At 42.5% G+C, this 17,356-nt stretch carries 21 protein-coding genes; 6 read left to right on the forward strand and 15 right to left on the reverse strand.

All coding sequences use genetic code 11. The features are described from left to right. Positions 1-72: 72 nt before the first annotated feature. From plsY to VKA52_RS19785, 4 genes are all read left to right on the forward strand, one after another. On the forward strand, positions 73-654 hold the full coding sequence (gene plsY, locus VKA52_RS19770; protein ID WP_326316939.1) for a glycerol-3-phosphate 1-O-acyltransferase PlsY: 582 nt from the start codon (positions 73-75) through the stop codon (positions 652-654). A 175-nt stretch (positions 655-829) separates the two neighbouring features. Further along, positions 830-1,762, forward strand: a complete 933-nt coding sequence (folE2, locus tag VKA52_RS19775; RefSeq protein ID WP_160913365.1) for a GTP cyclohydrolase FolE2 — start codon at positions 830-832, stop codon at positions 1,760-1,762. Positions 1,763-1,770: 8 nt separating this feature from the next. After that, positions 1,771-2,025: a membrane protein insertion efficiency factor YidD gene (gene yidD / locus VKA52_RS19780; RefSeq protein WP_160913363.1), complete on the forward strand. Its 255-nt coding sequence runs from the start codon at positions 1,771-1,773 to the stop codon at positions 2,023-2,025. Between the two features lie 61 nt (positions 2,026-2,086). Continuing rightward, complete coding sequence (locus VKA52_RS19785; protein ID WP_326316940.1) at positions 2,087-2,377, forward strand: HesB/YadR/YfhF family protein; 291 nt, start codon at positions 2,087-2,089, stop codon at positions 2,375-2,377. Between the two features lie 7 nt (positions 2,378-2,384). On the opposite strand, the gene VKA52_RS19790 is transcribed toward VKA52_RS19785, so the two are convergent. The 7 genes from VKA52_RS19790 to acnA all read right to left on the reverse strand — a co-directional run bounded on the left by VKA52_RS19790 (position 2,385) and on the right by acnA (position 9,687). Next, positions 2,385-2,702: a hypothetical protein gene (locus VKA52_RS19790; protein WP_160913359.1), complete on the reverse strand. Its 318-nt coding sequence runs from the start codon at positions 2,700-2,702 to the stop codon at positions 2,385-2,387. Next, complete coding sequence (locus tag VKA52_RS19795; RefSeq protein WP_160913357.1) at positions 2,702-3,127, reverse strand: acyl-CoA thioesterase; 426 nt, start codon at positions 3,125-3,127, stop codon at positions 2,702-2,704. Before VKA52_RS19795 ends, VKA52_RS19790 begins: the two co-directional genes overlap by 1 nt. Then, positions 3,127-5,391, reverse strand: coding sequence for an AAA family ATPase (locus VKA52_RS19800; RefSeq protein ID WP_442788871.1), 2,265 nt, complete (start codon positions 5,389-5,391; stop codon positions 3,127-3,129). Before VKA52_RS19800 ends, VKA52_RS19795 begins: the two co-directional genes overlap by 1 nt. A 133-nt stretch (positions 5,392-5,524) precedes the next feature. Beyond that, entirely contained in the window at positions 5,525-5,770 is a 246-nt protein-coding gene (gene tlp / locus VKA52_RS19805; protein WP_160913353.1) for a small acid-soluble spore protein Tlp, read from the reverse strand. Between the two features lie 147 nt (positions 5,771-5,917). Then, positions 5,918-6,061, reverse strand: a complete 144-nt coding sequence (locus VKA52_RS19810; RefSeq protein WP_160912244.1) for an FbpB family small basic protein — start codon at positions 6,059-6,061, stop codon at positions 5,918-5,920. 51 nt (positions 6,062-6,112) lie between these two features. Then, on the reverse strand, positions 6,113-6,685 hold the full coding sequence (locus tag VKA52_RS19815; RefSeq protein WP_326316942.1) for a TlpA family protein disulfide reductase: 573 nt from the start codon (positions 6,683-6,685) through the stop codon (positions 6,113-6,115). 296 nt (positions 6,686-6,981) lie between these two features. Beyond that, complete coding sequence (acnA, locus tag VKA52_RS19820) at positions 6,982-9,687, reverse strand: aconitate hydratase AcnA (protein WP_326316943.1); 2,706 nt, start codon at positions 9,685-9,687, stop codon at positions 6,982-6,984. Positions 9,688-9,964: 277 nt separating this feature from the next. Between acnA and VKA52_RS19825 the strand changes: the two genes are divergently transcribed. Next, a complete protein-coding gene (locus VKA52_RS19825; RefSeq protein ID WP_326316945.1) occupies positions 9,965-10,393 on the forward strand; it encodes a DUF2621 family protein in 429 nt (142 codons plus the stop codon). A 12-nt stretch (positions 10,394-10,405) separates the two neighbouring features. On the opposite strand, the gene VKA52_RS19830 is transcribed toward VKA52_RS19825, so the two are convergent. The 8 genes from VKA52_RS19830 to VKA52_RS19865 all read right to left on the reverse strand — a co-directional run bounded on the left by VKA52_RS19830 (position 10,406) and on the right by VKA52_RS19865 (position 16,323). After that, positions 10,406-10,888, reverse strand: coding sequence for a CcdC family protein (locus VKA52_RS19830; RefSeq protein ID WP_160913345.1), 483 nt, complete (start codon positions 10,886-10,888; stop codon positions 10,406-10,408). 32 nt (positions 10,889-10,920) lie between these two features. After that, on the reverse strand, positions 10,921-11,280 hold the full coding sequence (locus tag VKA52_RS19835) for a response regulator (protein ID WP_160913343.1): 360 nt from the start codon (positions 11,278-11,280) through the stop codon (positions 10,921-10,923). Between the two features lie 14 nt (positions 11,281-11,294). Continuing rightward, positions 11,295-11,723, reverse strand: coding sequence for a Na(+)/H(+) antiporter subunit B (locus VKA52_RS19840; RefSeq protein WP_326316947.1), 429 nt, complete (start codon positions 11,721-11,723; stop codon positions 11,295-11,297). 64 nt (positions 11,724-11,787) lie between these two features. Beyond that, positions 11,788-12,489 carry a cytochrome c biogenesis CcdA family protein gene (locus VKA52_RS19845; RefSeq protein ID WP_160913339.1) on the reverse strand — a complete coding sequence of 234 codons (702 nt, stop codon included), beginning with the start codon at positions 12,487-12,489 and terminating at the stop codon, positions 11,788-11,790. 139 nt (positions 12,490-12,628) lie between these two features. Then, the gene (locus VKA52_RS19850) at positions 12,629-12,853 is read right to left on the reverse strand and encodes a YneF family protein (protein WP_035505139.1); all 225 of its coding nucleotides are present in this window, start codon (positions 12,851-12,853) and stop codon (positions 12,629-12,631) included. A 305-nt stretch (positions 12,854-13,158) separates the two neighbouring features. Then, positions 13,159-15,162: a transketolase gene (gene tkt / locus VKA52_RS19855; RefSeq protein WP_160913337.1), complete on the reverse strand. Its 2,004-nt coding sequence runs from the start codon at positions 15,160-15,162 to the stop codon at positions 13,159-13,161. Between the two features lie 183 nt (positions 15,163-15,345). Then, the gene (locus VKA52_RS19860) at positions 15,346-15,579 is read right to left on the reverse strand and encodes a DUF896 domain-containing protein (RefSeq protein WP_206945099.1); all 234 of its coding nucleotides are present in this window, start codon (positions 15,577-15,579) and stop codon (positions 15,346-15,348) included. Between the two features lie 84 nt (positions 15,580-15,663). Continuing rightward, positions 15,664-16,323, reverse strand: a complete 660-nt coding sequence (locus VKA52_RS19865; protein WP_160913334.1) for a YneB family resolvase-like protein — start codon at positions 16,321-16,323, stop codon at positions 15,664-15,666. Between the two features lie 301 nt (positions 16,324-16,624). On the opposite strand from VKA52_RS19865, the gene lexA reads away from it, so the two are divergent. Next, positions 16,625-17,248 (forward strand): transcriptional repressor LexA, encoded by a 624-nt coding sequence (lexA, locus tag VKA52_RS19870; protein WP_146816304.1) that lies wholly within the window; start codon positions 16,625-16,627, stop codon positions 17,246-17,248. Positions 17,249-17,356 lie beyond the last annotated feature (108 nt).

The following is a 17,356-nucleotide window of genomic DNA, read 5'->3' on the forward strand; positions in this document are numbered from 1 at the left end:
TTATGAAATAAGAGTTCTTTATCTATGAAGCCCATGATAAAATAGTAGAAAGTGCAGAAGGAGTTGAACTTATTGGAATATGTACTCTATATCCTCATCGCCTATCTCCTTGGGTCCATCCCTTCAGGATTAATTGTAGGTAAAATTGGTTACGGTACGGACATACGCGAACATGGAAGCGGAAACCTTGGAGGTACGAACACATTCCGAGTGTTGGGGATCAAAGCAGGCTTAATTGTCACCCTCGCTGATATCCTGAAAGGAACATTAGCCGCAGCTCTTCCTTATTTTATGGGAGCTGAAGTCATACCACTTGTTATTGGAATTTTTGCCGTTATAGGTCATATGTATCCTGTATTTGCGGGCTTTAAAGGTGGAAAAGCTGTCGCTACATCCGGAGGCGTGATTCTGGGTGTCAATCCAGTCATTTTTGCCGTCCTCTTATTATCCTTTTTCATTGTCCTATATTTAAGTAAATACGTTTCCTTATCTTCCATGGTAAGCGGAATTGTTGGCATTATTGCTACTTTGGTCGTGAAGGATTACGGCTTGACCATCATCATTTCCTTGTTTACCATCTTCGTGATTTACCGCCACCTTGCAAACATTAAAAGGATTATTAATAAAACAGAGCCGAAAATCACATGGATGTAGAAACGATCCACGCTTAAAAGGGTATCGATTGCGAAGATAGTCTATCCCATTGAAGGATAGGCTTTCTTTTATGGTGTATTCTATAAATACACACTCATCAAGCAATCCATTGTATATTCAGAAATACATATTGTATACTTTGACATAGAAAGAAGGCCTGAAAGGAGTCTTTATTATGAATAAGACTGAATTGAACCAAAACAAACAATTACCATCCAAAAAAGAACGACATAAATTATTCGGCTCCGTTGAGCCGGGTCCACGAACAAAGCCTTTGGAAAAAGATCAAATGGCTGACCTTCAAAACTCGAAAAAGGATTTTTTGTTTGAAATTGATATGGTTGGGATTTCCAGCGTCAAGCACCCCATCCGTATTCCCAGCACGATGACACCAGAGATTCAGACAACCATCGGAACCTTTTCATTCGGTTCATCCATTGCTCAAGGTAGTAAAGGCACGAACATGAGCCGATTCACAGAGCAGCTTGATAAATACCACAACGAAGGATTCGCCGTTGACATTGGCACCCTAAAACAATTTACCGAGGAATTAGCCGGTCGCCTCAAGCAATCGGATGCGGAAGTGGAAGTGACATTTCCATGGTTCTTCGAACGAAAAGGTCCATACTCCGGTCTCACAGGGATGAATCATGCAGATGCAACCATCCGCGTCGAGTATGATCAAGAAACAGGACATGATGTGACCGTGACTCTTACCGGGAAAATCACCACGCTATGCCCTTGTTCCAAGGAAATCAGTGAATATAGTGCGCACAACCAGCGAGGAAACGTGACCATGAGTGTGAAATTGACGGATGATTTCGATGAGCAGGAAATCGATTGGAAAGCAGCGCTTTTAGAAGCAGCTGAAAGCAATGCAAGCGCGCGCATCCATCCGGTATTAAAGCGACCCGATGAAAAGATGGTAACAGAACAAGCCTATGAGAATCCTCGCTTTGTCGAGGATATCGTAAGACTAGTCGCTGCCGATCTTTATGAGTATTCCTTTATAGAAGCGTTCACCGTAAAGTGCCGTAATGAAGAATCCATTCACCTGCATGATGCTGTGGCGACCCTCAGTTACGATAAGAAGAAGGAAGCTGAGTAATAGAACAGATGAAACAAATCATGATCGTCTTGATTCAATTTTACCGAAAGGGCATCAGCCCGTTTTTCCCACCATCATGCCGGTTTCAACCAACGTGTTCAGAATACGGACTTGAGGCTTTTCGTCGTTTCGGTTTCTTCAAAGGCAGTTATTTGACGGTCAAGAGAATTCTTAAGTGCCACCCTTTCCACCCAGGAGGATTTGACCCTGTACCTATGAAGCAACCGAACCATAACTCTGATTCGTCTTCTCCTGAAAAATAGGTTTATAAAACGACGACAGAGGAAAGAGACGAACACGGACCCCATTACAGGAGATGATCTAATGAACTTAACAGTAACAGAAGAAGCAGCAAAGTGGTATGAAGAAGAACTCGATATCGATAGGAACGTTGACTTAAGATTTTACGTCCGTTATGGAGGCGTTGGTGGACTTCAACCTGGTTTCTCTCTTGCCATTAAATTGGAGGATCCTGCAGAACCAATTGCGGAAACCACAACAGGCCCGATACATTTCTTCATTGAAGCGGACGATGAGTGGTACTTTGATGAACATTCATTAGAAGTGACGTTGGATGAGAAATGGAATGAACCGTCATTTGAATATAAAAAATAAGACGCCGCTATGGCGTCTTATTTTTTTGTAATTGGAAGCGGCGAATATGGTCCCAATGCCCTTCTTTTTTCAAGATAAACAGCTGACGGTCACCAAATAGATCGAAGTGCGGGAATCTTGGATCGTTATGGATCCAGGCCGGGTCTAAACCATACTGTTTCCCCCATGCCTCCAATTTCTTGAGATCACAGCAGCCGACTTTAGTGACGGTATCACAGCCAGGAAAACGATCATCCAACCAAAAGTGCGTCAAAAAAGCAATATCCCCTCGCTTCACTTTCGCTTTCCAATCCTGCAGTTCCGACTTTTTCACTCCAAAAGCCATTAGCCTTCCGTCTCCATAGCAGATAAATAAGCTTCGTGCCAATCGGGAAAACTACGCCTGATGGATACTGGTTTGAAGTTATCTTTTTTAACGATGACGTGTTTCGTCACCCCCGTCACTGCTACATCACCATTACTAAACGCCACTTCGTATCCGTAGGAAACACGAAGACCGTCGTAACTTTCGACCCATGTTCGCACATGGACAGGGTCACCGTATTTTACAGGTTTTTTAAAACTCATTTGAGCATCAATGACGGGTGAAACGACTCCCTGTTTTTCAATCTCAGAATACATAAACCCCAGGTCTTCGATAAAGGATGTTCGTCCAATCTCAAACCAAACTAAGTAGTTGGCATGGTAAACGACACCCATCATATCTGTTTCTTGATATCGTACTTGAATCGGTGTTTCGACCACTTTCATTAAGAAGACTCCCTTCGCACCATATGCCATGCTTTTTCTAAATCGACAAGTTCAAGCTCATTCATATCTTCCACTTCATTTTCCATAATTCGAATCGCCTGGAATTGAATCGCTTCATTCACAAGGTTATTGATGAAGCGTCCATTGCCCCTCACTTTGTGATCCTTGTATTTTTCTAAGAGGAATGACTCCGCCCATTCATTGAAATGATACCCGTATTGCTTCGCCTGATAGTGAGTCATGGCAATCAACTCTTCCTCTGTATAATCCGGGAAGTGGAAATATTTTTTAAAGCGGGAAGACAAGCCCGGATTACTTTCCACCAACTGCTCCATTTCGCGTTGATAACCAGCGAGGACAACGACTAGGTTCTCATTATGTTTAGTCATTTCGTCCACGAGGGTCTCAATAGCTTCTTTACCAAAATCATCCCTGCCTCCGTTGTATAGAGAATAGGCTTCATCAATGAAAAGGACACCACCAAGAGCCTCCCGGATTTTCCGTTTCGTTTTGATGGCTGTCTGTCCCACATAACCGGCGACAAGATCGCTCCTTGAGACCACCACTGTATGCCCTCTCTTTAACAACCCGCATTCTTTCAGGACATCAGCATAGATTTCTGCAACCGTTGTCTTTCCGGTCCCTGGATTTCCTGAGAATACAGAATGCAATTGGATAGGAACGACTGGATATCCTTTTTCTTTCCTCTTTTGCTGGGCTTGAACGAAGGATGACAGCTTTTTCACCTCTTCTTTGACGTTGGATAGCCCGATCAGTTCATCCAAGCGTTGCATGGGAGACCGCTCGTCTTCATCCGTTTCTTTCTCCCACACAAGGTCTTCGACAGAAATCCTCATATGATCCAGCCAATGATGCTTATCCTGTTCAGCTTCCTTGGCACCTTTTTGGAAAACGGTCTTTAATACTAAGTTTTTGACCGTGCGTGCATTACCGAATGAATCATCCACACGCTCGCGATCAATGAGTGAGGTGAATTCATTTAACGCAGATTCTGTGAAAAAGAAATCATTATCAGTCGCCGTTTGCTCAGCAATCGTAAGCAGTTCATCCATGTGATAATCAGGTAGTTCGATATGATTTTGTTCAGGGAAACGACTTCGGAGACCTGGATTTGACCATAAGAACTGGCGCATTTCTTCTGGATAACCAGCAAGGATTACGGCAAACTTCCCTCCATATTCTTTGCTTGTCATCGCAGAAACAAGAGTGTCAATGACCGCTTGACCATAGTCATTTCCTGTTTGCCCTTCCCTTTTTAGGCTATATGCTTCGTCAATGAACAAGACACCGCCGATCGCCTGTTTGACATAGTTCATCGTATTCTCTTCACTCTGTCCGACATAAGACCCGACAAGGTGGGAACGATTTACTTCTACTACTTCTTTTGTATCTAAAATTCCAAGCTCATGATATATATTCGCGAGCAGCCGGGCAATCGTCGTTTTCCCTGTCCCGGGGTTCCCGGTAATGATCATATGTAATCCAGGCTCATCCACCATGGAAAAACCATAGCTTTTTCTTTGCTGCTGGTATCTCAAGAAATGATAATACCGTCGAATGTACGTTTTCACATCATGCAACCCAACCATTTGATCGAATGCTTCTAAAGGATTTTGAAACGATTGATCTGTCAGAAAGCTTGGCAATCGTTTATAAATTTCATCCTGATTATCTGAAAGGCGTCTTGTACGCTCATTGATCTCTTTGACAGGTACTCGAATCCGCCGATTTTCAATAGAGTTAATAGCTTCTTCCAGCATGTGTTCCAAATCAGACAATTCTTCATAAACATCCTGATATAAGCTCAAACGACTGGATGCGTCGATGATCGTTTTTTTGGCCAGATCATCGTCCCACTGCTCCTTCAAATGACAAACATCAGAGTAAATGGCTTTCGCTTTTTTACCCTTCGCTGAATCATGATCCGTTTCATGAAGAATCCACTGATCAAGTGGTGTTTCTTTTAATAAAGTATACGCCTGCATCAACTGCTGGGACTCATACAATTCCGCCACTAAGGGATGCGCAGGATGCAGTACCCGAGCCTCATCGATGAATTGCTCAGCAAGAGGATCATCTCCCGGGTGCCTCTTAATCCGGTGGTAGGCAAGCGTGACATAAAGCAAAGCTTTTACTTCTTTCTCCTGCTCCCCACTCGTTTGATCCATATATCGTAAAGCCTCCACTTCGGAAATAGGAGGCTGCTGCTCTAAACTGTTCCACTGTTTCAGTTGTTCTAACATCTTCATCACTTCCTTTTCTTTCGCCGATATCCATTTTATCATAGTCAAGATTTAATGTAGATGAAGATGCCTTAAAGCTTACATTGTAAAGGTAAAAAACCGCTCCCCTGAAAGAGAAGCGGTTGATCAGACATTAATATTGTTGATGACGGGCTTCGTCCTTAATTTCATCACGCATAGCTTCTAATGATTGATTTCTGCGTTTGTTTTTCTTCTCAATGTTTCTCTTTTCTTCCTCTGTTGCAAACTGCATAGCATCATGGGATTCTTCAATATTTTCAATCGTGTTCGTCACTTTTTCTTGAAGACGATCGACGTTATCTGCGCGATTGTCAGGGTTCGGTTTTTGATTAGCCATATGCTGTTGTTTATGGGACATGGTCTTTTCCCTCCTGTAAATGTCAATAGACCCTCGATGAGTCATCCTTTACTTTTCCCATGAAGAAGCTGAATTATGAAAAGAAAAAGGAAGGAGCCTGCAATGCTCCTTCCTTTGTGGTTTATTATGTACAAAAACAAACCCCGCTTACGATGGGATTTGCTTCATACGCTCATTGTGACGCTTTTCAATCCGTTCATCGATCTGGTCCAACAGCTTTTGGTCAGCTTTGATGGAACGGATATTTTCTTTCACACGTTCTTCAAAAGATATGCTTTTATGTTTTCTCATGGATATCTCTCCTTTTATAGGTAGGATTTCCATGAATTGATAAAAATATTCCTATTTCAGCGCATCTTTCTTCTTTTCCATCATTTCGTAGGTCATCGGCCCGACAATTCTTGGTTCTTGAATGACTCCATCTGTACCGATGAAATAAGTGGTAGGAATGGATAGAATCTGGTATGTCTGATTAATCTTGAGTTCCTCGTCCAGAAGAATAGGGAATGTATAACCTCCATCTTTGACAAACTGGTCAACATCTTCTATTTTTTTCTCTGTTCCCGTTCCATTAACAGCCAGAATGACCACTTCATCTCCATAATCTTCATGAAACGCCTGCATTTCGGGCATTTCATCACGACAAGGAGGGCACCAAGTCGCCCAATAATTGAGAAAAACTTTTTTACCGCGATAATCAGAAAGCTGAACGGTCTCTCCGTTCAACGTTTTCAAAGTGAAGTCAGGAGCCTTCTCCCCTACTTGTAATCCATCTGGTGCATTAGGTGCAACCATACCTGCTTCCTGATTTGCAGAAGATTTTTGCTGCTCCCCCTCGTCCTTTTCAGAAAAGGTAGTAAAAATAACGAGACCTAAAAGTATAACCAGGAAAGCTGTTGCCAGCCATTGTTTCATGATGATAGCCTCCGTCCATAATCCAAAACGTTTCTGCTTTATGTATAAGAATAAAGAAAACCATTTATGCTTGTAAAGCTTTATCAGAAAATGTATGAGAGTCGTTAATGATCTTTTTGTTTTTTATAACCTTTGGAGTTACTACTAAGTTTGAATAGAGAATAATAGACACGTCTTACGAATCCACACTTCTTCCTTCAAGCAAAGATCGGTGTACATTTCCAATCATTGATCACATGGTTTTTGTGAAGAATAAAAAAATCGCCCTTTAAAAAGGGCGATTTTTAGAAAGAAATTTAGTTCAATTTGTTTCGTAGAACCATTTGTAAAATACCACCGTGGCGGTAGTAATCAACTTCCACTTCACTGTCGAAGCGGGCGATTACTTCAAATTCTTTCTTATTGCCTTCTTCGTCTGTAGCTGTGACTTTGACAAGGTCACGTGGCTTAACATCTTCACCGACTTGTACGTCGAATGTCTCGCGTCCAGTCAGCCCAAGAGACTCAATGCTGTCTTCAGGTTTGAACTGCAATGGAAGAACACCCATCATAACAAGGTTCGAGCGGTGGATACGCTCAAAGCTTTCAGCGATGACCGTTTTAATTCCAAGAAGATCTGTCCCTTTTGCAGCCCAGTCACGGGAACTTCCCATACCATAATCATTACCGGCAATGACCATCAACGGAGTCTTATCCTGTTGGTACTTCATTGCTGCTGTATAAATCGGCATCACTTCTTCTGTCGGCCAGTAAGTAGTGAAACCACCTTCAGTACCTGGAGCTAACTGGTTACGGATACGGATATTTGCAAACGTACCACGCATCATAACTTCATGGTTACCACGACGGGAGCCGTAAGAGTTGAAGTTACGAGGACTTACGCCATTGTCTTGCAGGTATTCCCCTGCAGGCATATCTTTTGGAATCGCACCTGCTGGTGAGATGTGGTCCGTTGTTACAGAATCGCCAAATTTACCGATGACACGCATGCCATTTAATGGCTTAACTGCTTCAGGATTACTGGAAAGTCCTTCGAAGAACGGAGGATTTTGGATGTATGTGGAGTTGTCGTTCCAATCATACAATGGCTCATCCGTTGTTTCGATTTCGTTCCATTTTTCGTTTGAGTTGAATACATTTTCATACTCTTTACGGAAAATCTCAGGTGTAACAACACGGGAAATTTCTGATTTGATCTCTTCTTGAGAAGGCCAAATATCATTGAAATACACGTTGTTTCCTTCATTGTCTTTTCCGATTGGTTCATTTTTAAGGTCAATATCTACAGTACCCGCAAGGGCATAAGCAACTACTAGTGGCGGAGAAGCCAGATAGTTGGCTTTAACTAGTGGATGAATACGTCCTTCGAAGTTACGGTTACCAGACAAGACAGAAGAAGCCGTCAAGTCACTGTCAGCAATAGCTTTTTCAATTTCCGGCAGTAATGGACCTGAGTTACCAATACATGTCGTACATCCATATCCGACCAGGTTGAATCCTAAATCATTCAGGTAAGTCATTAGTCCTGAATCTTCCAGGTAGCGAGTAACAACTTTAGATCCTGGAGCTAAAGATGTCTTCACGTAATCAGGAACTTGCAAGCCTTTTTCAATCGCTTTTTTAGCGACCAGGCCAGCCCCAAGCATAACGTGAGGGTTGGATGTGTTTGTACAGGAAGTAATAGCGGCGATCGCCAGAGCACCTGTCTTCATAACAGACTTGTCTCCATTATCAAACTGCACTTCAACTTCTTTGTCGAACTCAGATTTATCCAGGCCAAAACCATGGTTTCCTGCTGGACCTGTAATCGCCTTTTCGAATGATTCTTTCATTTGAGAAAGAGGAATCAAATCCTGAGGACGTTTTGGTCCTGACAAGTTCGGCTCCAACTCACCGAGATCGATTTCAACAAGTGATGTGAATTCCGGGTCCTCAAAGGACGGATCATACCAAAGGCTGTTCTTCTTGCAGTATTCTTCGACAAGCTTGATTTGCTCCTCAGTACGTCCCGTAAGGCGAAGATACTCAAGAGACTCGCCGTCAACCGGGAAGAAACCACATGTCGCACCATATTCAGGAGCCATGTTGGAGATAGTCGCACGATCAGCCAATGGCATTTCCTGCAATCCTGGCCCGAAGAACTCAACAAACTTCCCGACTACATTTTGTTCACGAAGTTTTTGAGTGACTTTCAGGGCTAAGTCTGTAGCTGTTGTTCCTTGTGGGAAGCTTCCATTCAGCTTCACTCCAATAACTTCTGGAGCCGGGAAGTAGGAAGGTTGACCGAGCATGCCGGCTTCTGCTTCTATACCACCAACACCCCAGCCCAGGACACCAAGACCATTGATCATCGTTGTATGTGAGTCCGTTCCGACAAGTGTATCAGGATAAGTATCATAAGAGCCGTTCTCATTTTCTTTCGCGTGAACGACGTTTGCGATGTATTCAAGGTTTACCTGGTGAACGATCCCTGTTGCAGGTGGAACTGCACGATAGTTATCGAACGCTTTTTGAGCCCAGTGTAGGAATTCATAACGTTCTTCATTTCGTTCAAATTCTAGCTCCATGTTCACATTCAGTGCATCTGGTGTTCCATACTTGTCCACTTGAACAGAGTGGTCAATAACAAGATCAACAGGAACTTCCGGGTTGATTTTGTCAGGGCTTCCTCCCATATCCACCATCGCTTTTCTAAGAGATGCCAGATCGACCACGGCAGGTACACCGGTGAAGTCTTGTAAAATAACACGGGAAGGCTTAAATGGAACATCTTCCCCTTTGGATTTCTCCGTTCCCCAGTTTGCTAGACTCTCGACGTGATCATCGCTGATGACGCGTCCGTCATGTTGACGTAATAGAGATTCTAGTAGGATACGGATGGAGAAAGGTAGACGGGAAATCTTACCATGTCCCGCATCTTCTAAGGCTTTCAAATCGTAATAGTTGTACGTTTGGCCATTGAGTTCAAATTGTTTGCGAGCATTAAAAGCATTGCTAGCCATATTCCTTTTACCCCCTCATCAATATTCAATAGTGAACCTTTTTTAGGTTTCACTATTCCCCAAATTCTTACATTTGTTCCCTTTGTATAAATCAAGTTCACAAATCTGCAATCCTTATTGTAAATGAAAACGATTTATAAGTAAAATGAATGACCACAAATTTTTCTGAATTCGATAAATTTTATACAAAAACCTACATAAACGTACGCTTGTATTTAAAGAGTCAACCTTTTATAATGAAATTAGAAAAGTCTAAGACAATGAAACAGGTGATAATATGTCAGGTGGATTTGCCCTATTTATCGTCGGGTGGATTGTCATTATGGTTGGTTTGATGAGCATTGGTGGTTTCTTTATGTTCCGCAAATTTCTGAAACGTCTTCCAAAAGAAGACGGAAAATCAATCATTGATTGGGAAGAATATTATGTGGACAAAACAAGACACATGTGGTCTGCGGAACAAAAAGACTTATTGGAAGAGTTGATCTCTCCCGTCCCTGAGATCTTCCGGGATGTAGCAAGACAAAAGATCGCTGGCCGTATCGGAGAAATCGCCCTACAGAAAAAGAAGAAGAAAATCACCCAGGAGATTTTAATTGAGGGCTACATACGAGCCACTCCAAAGCGAGACCATAAGTTCCTCGTGAGAAAGTTAGAAGAGAAAAAAATAGACATGAGCCCTTATGATGTACTGATTGAACGTTAAAAAGGACCCGGCTTAAGCCAGGTCCTTTTTTAGTTCCAATTTTTTCTCTAACTGTAAGTATTGTTTTAACATGGCGATCCGCCAAGTCATAATCATACCGAAGGCCAGCAGAAAGAACATTCCACTCGTTTCTCCAAGGGATACATGCTGCCCTATAATAATTTTGAAAACCACTCTCAAAATCAGAAGTCCGAAAAGAATAAACACGAAGGCCCTTGATGGCTTTAAATAAATATCTCCATCCCTCACCTCAAATTTCGAAGTTCGAATGAGGAATATCGAAAAAATCACACCAATGAGTACGGCCTCAATGACCTGGGTCCATTCAACTCTGAACACTGGAAATACAAACATGAGAGCCCCTGTGCTCATCATGAAAGGCGGCAGAATGATTTTTTTTACACTTGCGGGTTTTTTAGCCGCCCGCAATCGGACGAAGATCATCGCTGTTGCCATCCCAGCAGCGACAATGGTACTTGCAATTAACCAAAACATAACGATTCACTCTTTCTACTCTGTCCTTAATATCAGTTCAACACAAGATCAATGGCATCCAGGACCCGAGCTTCATCAAAGGGTTTAACGATGAAGTCTTTTGCTCCACATTCAATAGCCTTTAAGACCATTTTCTGCTGCCCCATCGCTGAACACATGATGACTTTTGCTTCATTAGAAACCTGTTGGATCTCTTTAAGAGCATCAATGCCGTTCATTTCCGGCATTGTAATATCGAGCGTAACCAGGTCTGGTCGAAGCGAACCATATTTCTCAACCGCTTCTTTTCCATTATCAGCTTCCCCTACAACTTCATGTTGTCCTTTTTCCAGGATGTTTTTTAAAGTTACCCGCATGAACTTGGCATCATCGACAATTAATACCCTAGCCATTACATGCTCCCCTTTTAATCCCTGTCATAAGCAATGGTCAAAATGATCGTCATGGTTACGCCAACAACAGCTAGATAAACACCGAGGTCGAACAGAAGCGCCGTGGCAAGTTCTGTTTTGCCAAGGATCGGTAGTTGAAAGTAAGCAAACGTTTGAGTTAGGAAAGGTGCGTTAAACACCATTCCACCAATCCCGGTTGCTGCAGCTACCATCAATCCAACCGGAATCAGAAAACGGAAATTAATCGGAAGGATCTTTTCCATCGCTTTACTTCCATAGGCCATGTACATGAGGATAATGGCCGCAGCTGTCATTAAACCACCAATAAACCCTCCACCTGGAGCATTATGTCCAGCAAAAAATAAATAAACGGAAAACCCTAGCAGGATAAAGGCGATTAGTGTGGTCGTAGTTCTTAATATAATATCGTTGGTCTGGGTCATAAAAAAGCTCCTTTATTTTTTCTCTAGTATCATCTTAATATAAATGCTCATTAAAATCCACGGCTTAGAACCCTTGGAAATCAAAGACTCCGGCTAGGTATGATGTCAGCATAGTCATCCAGTCGAAATAAAGAGCAATCCCGACGAGGATCATGATATACCCACCTATCTTAACAATTCCCGTACTATGAGTTTTAATCCAATTCAATTTCCCAATGAAGAAGGACAGGGCTAGAAAAGGAATGGAAAAACCAAGAGAATAAGACAGCATCATAACTAAGAAAAGTTCCGGAGAATCCGCGGCCAACGAAAGGACAGAAGCTAGGATTGGACCTGTACAAGGGGTCCAGCCGAGTGAGAATGTAAGACCAATAAGAAACGTGCCTATGTATCCAGAGGGCCTATTCTTAAAAGTGATTTTCCGGTCCTTCATTAAAAAATCGAAGTTGAACACCCCTATAATGACAAATCCGAAGAAAATAATCAGAATGGATCCTAAACGACGGATCACGGATTCATATTGTATGAAAAACTGTGCAAACAACGATCCTGAAAACCCTAAGAGTAAGAAGATCGTTGTAAATCCTAGTAAGAACAAAACCGTATGGATCAGACTTGCTCTTTTCAGCATCCCATTGTCTTCTTTTAATTCATGCACACTCATCCCGGTAATGTAGGAAAGGAATGCAGGATATAAAGGAAATACGCACGGGGATATAAACGATAAAAAACCTGCTCCGAAAGCAAGGAAGAGATTCACATCCATTCAATCATCACACCTTCATTCATAGTCGCCTCTTATTGTATCAGAGCTTCAGGACTAACACGATGTTTATCTTGTGAACATCTCAGGAAGTCCGCATAGAGAAAGCCTTCTTTCGTTTACGAAAGAAGGCTTTGTGTCATTATTTCATTTGATTGTTCATTGAACGCATCATCTGATTGATTTTCTTCTGTGAAGGCTTTTGGCCCATCTGCATCATCAATGTGCGCAACATTTGTTCGTTAATTGGCGGGTTTTTTTTCAAATAGTTCATCATGTACTTTCTTGCGATGAAGAAGCCTAGAGCTGCACCACCGACAAGAGTCAATAAAGCAATGATGATAACCCAAACGATCCCCAATGTCATGACTTCGTCTTCCTCCTTCGTGTTGTCTCCCATAACAGTATAGTAAAACGTTCTTTAGAATACAATAGTCGTTTCTATAAGACTAGAGACCAAACGCTACTATAGGATCAACCGTCACTTTAAATAAGCAAAAACACCCTGAAATGAAGGATTATCCGCAATGACAGATGACCGTAACAGAGACAACAATCATTCTTATGAATATTATATCATATAGAGCTGGGAAACCGAAAATGGTTATCCCTACGATCTCACTATTCAGCCAAAAAAGAAGCTGCCTCAGAAACAGGCAGCTTCTTTCTTGTTTATTTCATTAAGTTTTCCGCATGCTTGACTACGTTTTCTACTGTAAAACCATAGTTCTCAATTACAGTATTTCCTGGCGCAGAAGCACCGAACTTGTCAATTCCGATGACAGAACCATCAAGACCTACATAACGGTCCCAACCGAATGAAGCGCCCATTTCAACTGCCAGACGTTTGCGGACAGAAGAAGGCAATACCTGTTCCTTGTATTCCTTAGGCTGAGCTTCGAAGCGATCGAAAGAAGGTACACTGACAACGCGGACGTCATAGCCATTCTTTTTCAATTCAGCTTGAGCTTCAACAATCAGCTGCACCTCAGAACCTGAAGCAAGTAGGATCGCATCCGGCTCTTCTTTATCAGAATCGCTAAGGATGTATGCCCCTTTCTTCATTCCTTCATAGGCATGTTCCTCTGTACCTTTTAGAGTCGGTAAACCTTGACGTGTAAGGACAAGTGCTGTTGGAGTCGATTCAGACTCTAAAGCAAGTCGCCATGCCGCATTGGTTTCGTTCCCATCCGCAGGACGGAGTACAGAAAGGTTTGGCATTGCACGAAGTGAAGCCAATTGTTCAACAGGTTCGTGGGTCGGACCATCTTCACCAACAGCAACAGAATCATGAGTGAAAACATAGTTCACCGGCAGGTTCTGCAGAGCGGATAGACGGACAGCAGGACGCAGATAGTCACTGAAGACAAAGAATGTACCCGCATATACTTTAAGACCACCATGAAGTCCCATTCCGTTTAAGGCAGCCGCCATGGCAAATTCACGTACACCGAACCAGATGTTTCGACCTGCGTAGTTGTTACGTGAGAAGTCCTCTTCGTCTTTGACGGCCGTTTTGTTTGAACCTGCCAGGTCGGCACTACCACCAAAGAAGTTAGGGATCGCTTGAGAAAGAGCATTAATCGCATCACCCGATGCTGCGCGTGTGGCCGGGCTGTCTTCCCCTACCTGGTATGTTGGAAGGCTTTGATCCCAACCTTCAGGAAGTTCACCACGAATCGCACGCTCAAACTCTTCAGCAAGTTCAGGATGCGCCTCTTTGTACTGAGCCAATAGATTGTTCCAGGACTCTTCTTTATCCTGACCATTTTGCTGAACTTTTTCTTTGAAGTCCTGATAAACTTCTTCAGGTACGTGGAACGGCTCATGTTCCCACTCATAGAACTGCTTCGCTGCTGTAACTTCCTCATCACCTAAAGGAGCACCATGAGAAGCAGACTTACCAGACTTGTTAGGAGATCCATACCCAATGACCGTTTTCACTTCAATCATTGTAGGCTGATCAGTGTTTGCTTTAGCTTTCTCTAAGGCTTTCGCAACTTCTTCTGTATTCGTGCCCTCCTCTACACGGATAACTTGCCATCCATAAGCTTCATATCGTTTTTCGACACTTTCGCTGAAGGAACGGTCAAGATCTCCATCAAGAGAAATATCATTGGAATCATAAAGAACAATCAATTTACCAAGGCCAAGGTGACCGGCAAGAGAAGCAGATTCTTGTGATACTCCCTCCATCAAATCACCATCACCGCAAATTGTATAGGTGTAATGGTCAACGACGTTGTAACCTTCACGGTTATATTTCGCAGAAAGATGAGCTTCAGCCATCGCCATTCCGGTCGCCATTGCAATACCTTGTCCAAGGGGACCTGTAGTTGCTTCTACACCGTCTGTGTGACCAAACTCTGGGTGACCAGGGGTTTTGGAATCCCATTGACGGAACGACTTAAGGTCGTCCATCGTCACATTATAACCAGATAGGTGGAGCAAGCTGTAAAGAAGCATAGAACCGTGTCCAGCTGATAGGACGAAACGGTCACGGTCGAACCAGTTCGAGTTTTTTGGATTGTGATCCATGAACTGAGTCCATAGCGTATAAGCCATCGGCGCTGCACCCATTGGCATCCCCGGGTGGCCGGAGTTTGCTTTTTCTACTGCATCGATTGTTAAAGTTCTAATCGTATTGATTGATGTTTGTTCAAGGCTGTTTGCCATGTTCAACATTCCCCTTTCTTTTCAGGTATATGTACCATGTATTATCCTATAATGAAAATCGTTTCGAAACAAGCTTTGTGCAAAATTTCGCACAGCCTCAGACCTAATTTCCCCCTTATCCAAGGAATTAAACAAGAAAAATCCGCATTCGAAAATAGATCGAATACGGACGAATGATCAAGATTAATTCTTTTTCTCGTTCTTTTGCATTTGACGAAGCTTCTCTGGAGTTACGTCATTCCCTTTCGGATCAATGACGGTCACACCTTTAAGTTGATTTTTGAAGGATGCACGGGCGTTTTTCAAATATTCCTGGCGCAGCTTCTGCTGCTCTGCTTTTTCTTCCTTCGAAAGCTCTTCCTGCTTAGATTTATTAGCTAGTTCATTTATACGATTAATTTTTTCTTTTGATAACATAGATCCTTCTCCTTTACTCATAGTCTGGATCGCAAAACATGAAAAAGACAAGAAATCCATAGATCCTTGTCCGTGTACCTAATATTATCGTGATTCTTCTTCTTTTTCAAGCGATAGGTACTCTTTGTATCTACGATGCACCGTAGCTTTTGATACGTCATATCCCAAACCTCTCAAAGTCGCTGCAATATCTTTGAAGGTCAAATCATTTTTCCTTAACCGAACAACCTCCTCAATGGGAAACTCGATTCTCTCACGTCCGGGTGCCTGATCACGATTGGATAAGTTGGCGGATGGATCGTAGCCGCCCTCTACAGCTTTTCTCATCCCACGCCGTATTTTCATATTATGTATCTTCCTTTGGTATTCTTCTACAATGCCGACAATCTGTAAAACCATCGAATCCGATTCCGATAACTGAAGCTCCCCCTGGTTAGATAGGGAGTACACCTTGATCTCCAACCGATTTAATTGATGGAATAAAGCAATCTTCGTGTTTCCCCGACCTAAGCGTGTTTCATCCTGAATCAATAAGGCATCCGCACGTCCGGAAGAAAAGCATTCCAGCATGCGGAAAATCCCTTCACGTTCAATATCGTAACCACTCGCCTGCTCTTCAATACAATCAACCACTTCGAAGTCATGACTTTCCGCCATGGATATCAATTCAGCTCTTTGTCGTTTTAGTGAAGTCACTTGAGCTTCTTTCTCCGTACTTACTCTGCAATATAAAATTACCTTCAATTAATATGTTCCTCTCTCTTTCTCTATTATACAGCTGTGACCATAGAATAATAGAGAATGATAAAACTCACAATAAAAAGAATAATGTAGGTGTAATCCAGCTTAGATAATTTGTTAAACATTGATAACCCCTCCGTTTTCCTTAGAACGAACGTTCTTAAGAACCTGTGTTCGCTTTTGTTACTTCCATTATATACGAACACAAGTTCTTGTCAATGGTTTTTTCGAACGCGTGTTTGTATTTTTGAAATATAAGTGGTACAATGTGGTTACTATAATCCTATGTACGAGGTGCTAATCTATGAGTAAACTTTCAAAGCGGCAGCAGGAAATACTAGATTTTATTAAAGAACAAGTCCTATCCAAAGGGTATCCACCATCCGTAAGAGAGATTGGCCAGTCCGTCGGTCTCGCTTCAAGTTCGACAGTTCACGGTCACTTATCCAGACTGGAGAAAAAAGGATACATCAGACGTGACCCGACCAAACCTCGTGCCATTGAAGTGATCGAATTAGAAGAAGATCACAGCATCCCGAGAAGCGAAGCTTCTTACGCTCCAGTAATCGGTAAAGTCACGGCGGGGTCACCGATTACAGCTGTTGAAAACATTGAAGAATATGTCCCTCTACCAGATACACTTGCAGGGTCGGATGACAACACATTCGTACTAATTGTCCAAGGGGAAAGTATGATCGAGGCAGGAATTCTTGACGGGGATATGGTCATCGTCAGACAACAACAGACCGCTCAGAACGGCGACATCGTTGTTGCAATGACAGAAGACGAAGAAGCCACTGTGAAGCGGTTCTTCAAGGAAAGAAATCATGTTCGCTTGCAGCCTGAGAACGCAACGATGGAACCCATTCTATTACAGGATGTATCCATTCTAGGGAAAGTCGTAGGTCTTTACAGGACCGTACACTAAAAGAAAGAGGCGAGGTTTAGTTTAACTCGCCTCTTTCTTTATTTATATCAAGCTCATAACTTTCAACGAAAAAAATTTCACTTATTTTCGCTCGTAAAGTGAATCTTC

This window comes from Halobacillus sp. HZG1 (genome assembly GCF_035818575.1).
GTDB lineage: Bacteria > Bacillota > Bacilli > Bacillales > Halobacillaceae > Halobacillus > Halobacillus litoralis.

Bases quoted from the DNA above. Each gene is read 5' to 3' on its own strand.
- folE2 (WP_160913365.1), top strand. From the start codon at position 830: ATGAATAAGACTGAATTGAACCAAAACAAACAATTACCATCCAAAAAA.
- yidD (WP_160913363.1), top strand. From the start codon at position 1,771: ATGAAACAAATCATGATCGTCTTGATTCAATTTTACCGAAAGGGCATC.
- VKA52_RS19785 (WP_326316940.1), top strand. From the start codon at position 2,087: ATGAACTTAACAGTAACAGAAGAAGCAGCAAAGTGGTATGAAGAAGAA.
- VKA52_RS19790 (WP_160913359.1), bottom strand. From the start codon at position 2,702: ATGGCTTTTGGAGTGAAAAAGTCGGAACTGCAGGATTGGAAAGCGAAA.
- VKA52_RS19795 (WP_160913357.1), bottom strand. From the start codon at position 3,127: ATGAAAGTGGTCGAAACACCGATTCAAGTACGATATCAAGAAACAGAT.
- VKA52_RS19800 (WP_442788871.1), bottom strand. From the start codon at position 5,391: ATGTTAGAACAACTGAAACAGTGGAACAGTTTAGAGCAGCAGCCTCCT.
- tlp (WP_160913353.1), bottom strand. From the start codon at position 5,770: ATGTCCCATAAACAACAGCATATGGCTAATCAAAAACCGAACCCTGAC.
- VKA52_RS19810 (WP_160912244.1), bottom strand. From the start codon at position 6,061: ATGAGAAAACATAAAAGCATATCTTTTGAAGAACGTGTGAAAGAAAAT.
- VKA52_RS19815 (WP_326316942.1), bottom strand. From the start codon at position 6,685: ATGAAACAATGGCTGGCAACAGCTTTCCTGGTTATACTTTTAGGTCTC.
- acnA (WP_326316943.1), bottom strand. From the start codon at position 9,687: ATGGCTAGCAATGCTTTTAATGCTCGCAAACAATTTGAACTCAATGGC.
- VKA52_RS19825 (WP_326316945.1), top strand. From the start codon at position 9,965: ATGTCAGGTGGATTTGCCCTATTTATCGTCGGGTGGATTGTCATTATG.
- VKA52_RS19830 (WP_160913345.1), bottom strand. From the start codon at position 10,888: ATGTTTTGGTTAATTGCAAGTACCATTGTCGCTGCTGGGATGGCAACA.
- VKA52_RS19835 (WP_160913343.1), bottom strand. From the start codon at position 11,280: ATGGCTAGGGTATTAATTGTCGATGATGCCAAGTTCATGCGGGTAACT.
- VKA52_RS19840 (WP_326316947.1), bottom strand. From the start codon at position 11,723: ATGACCCAGACCAACGATATTATATTAAGAACTACGACCACACTAATC.
- VKA52_RS19845 (WP_160913339.1), bottom strand. From the start codon at position 12,489: ATGGATGTGAATCTCTTCCTTGCTTTCGGAGCAGGTTTTTTATCGTTT.
- VKA52_RS19850 (WP_035505139.1), bottom strand. From the start codon at position 12,853: ATGACATTGGGGATCGTTTGGGTTATCATCATTGCTTTATTGACTCTT.
- tkt (WP_160913337.1), bottom strand. From the start codon at position 15,162: ATGGCAAACAGCCTTGAACAAACATCAATCAATACGATTAGAACTTTA.
- VKA52_RS19860 (WP_206945099.1), bottom strand. From the start codon at position 15,579: ATGTTATCAAAAGAAAAAATTAATCGTATAAATGAACTAGCTAATAAA.
- lexA (WP_146816304.1), top strand. From the start codon at position 16,625: ATGAGTAAACTTTCAAAGCGGCAGCAGGAAATACTAGATTTTATTAAA.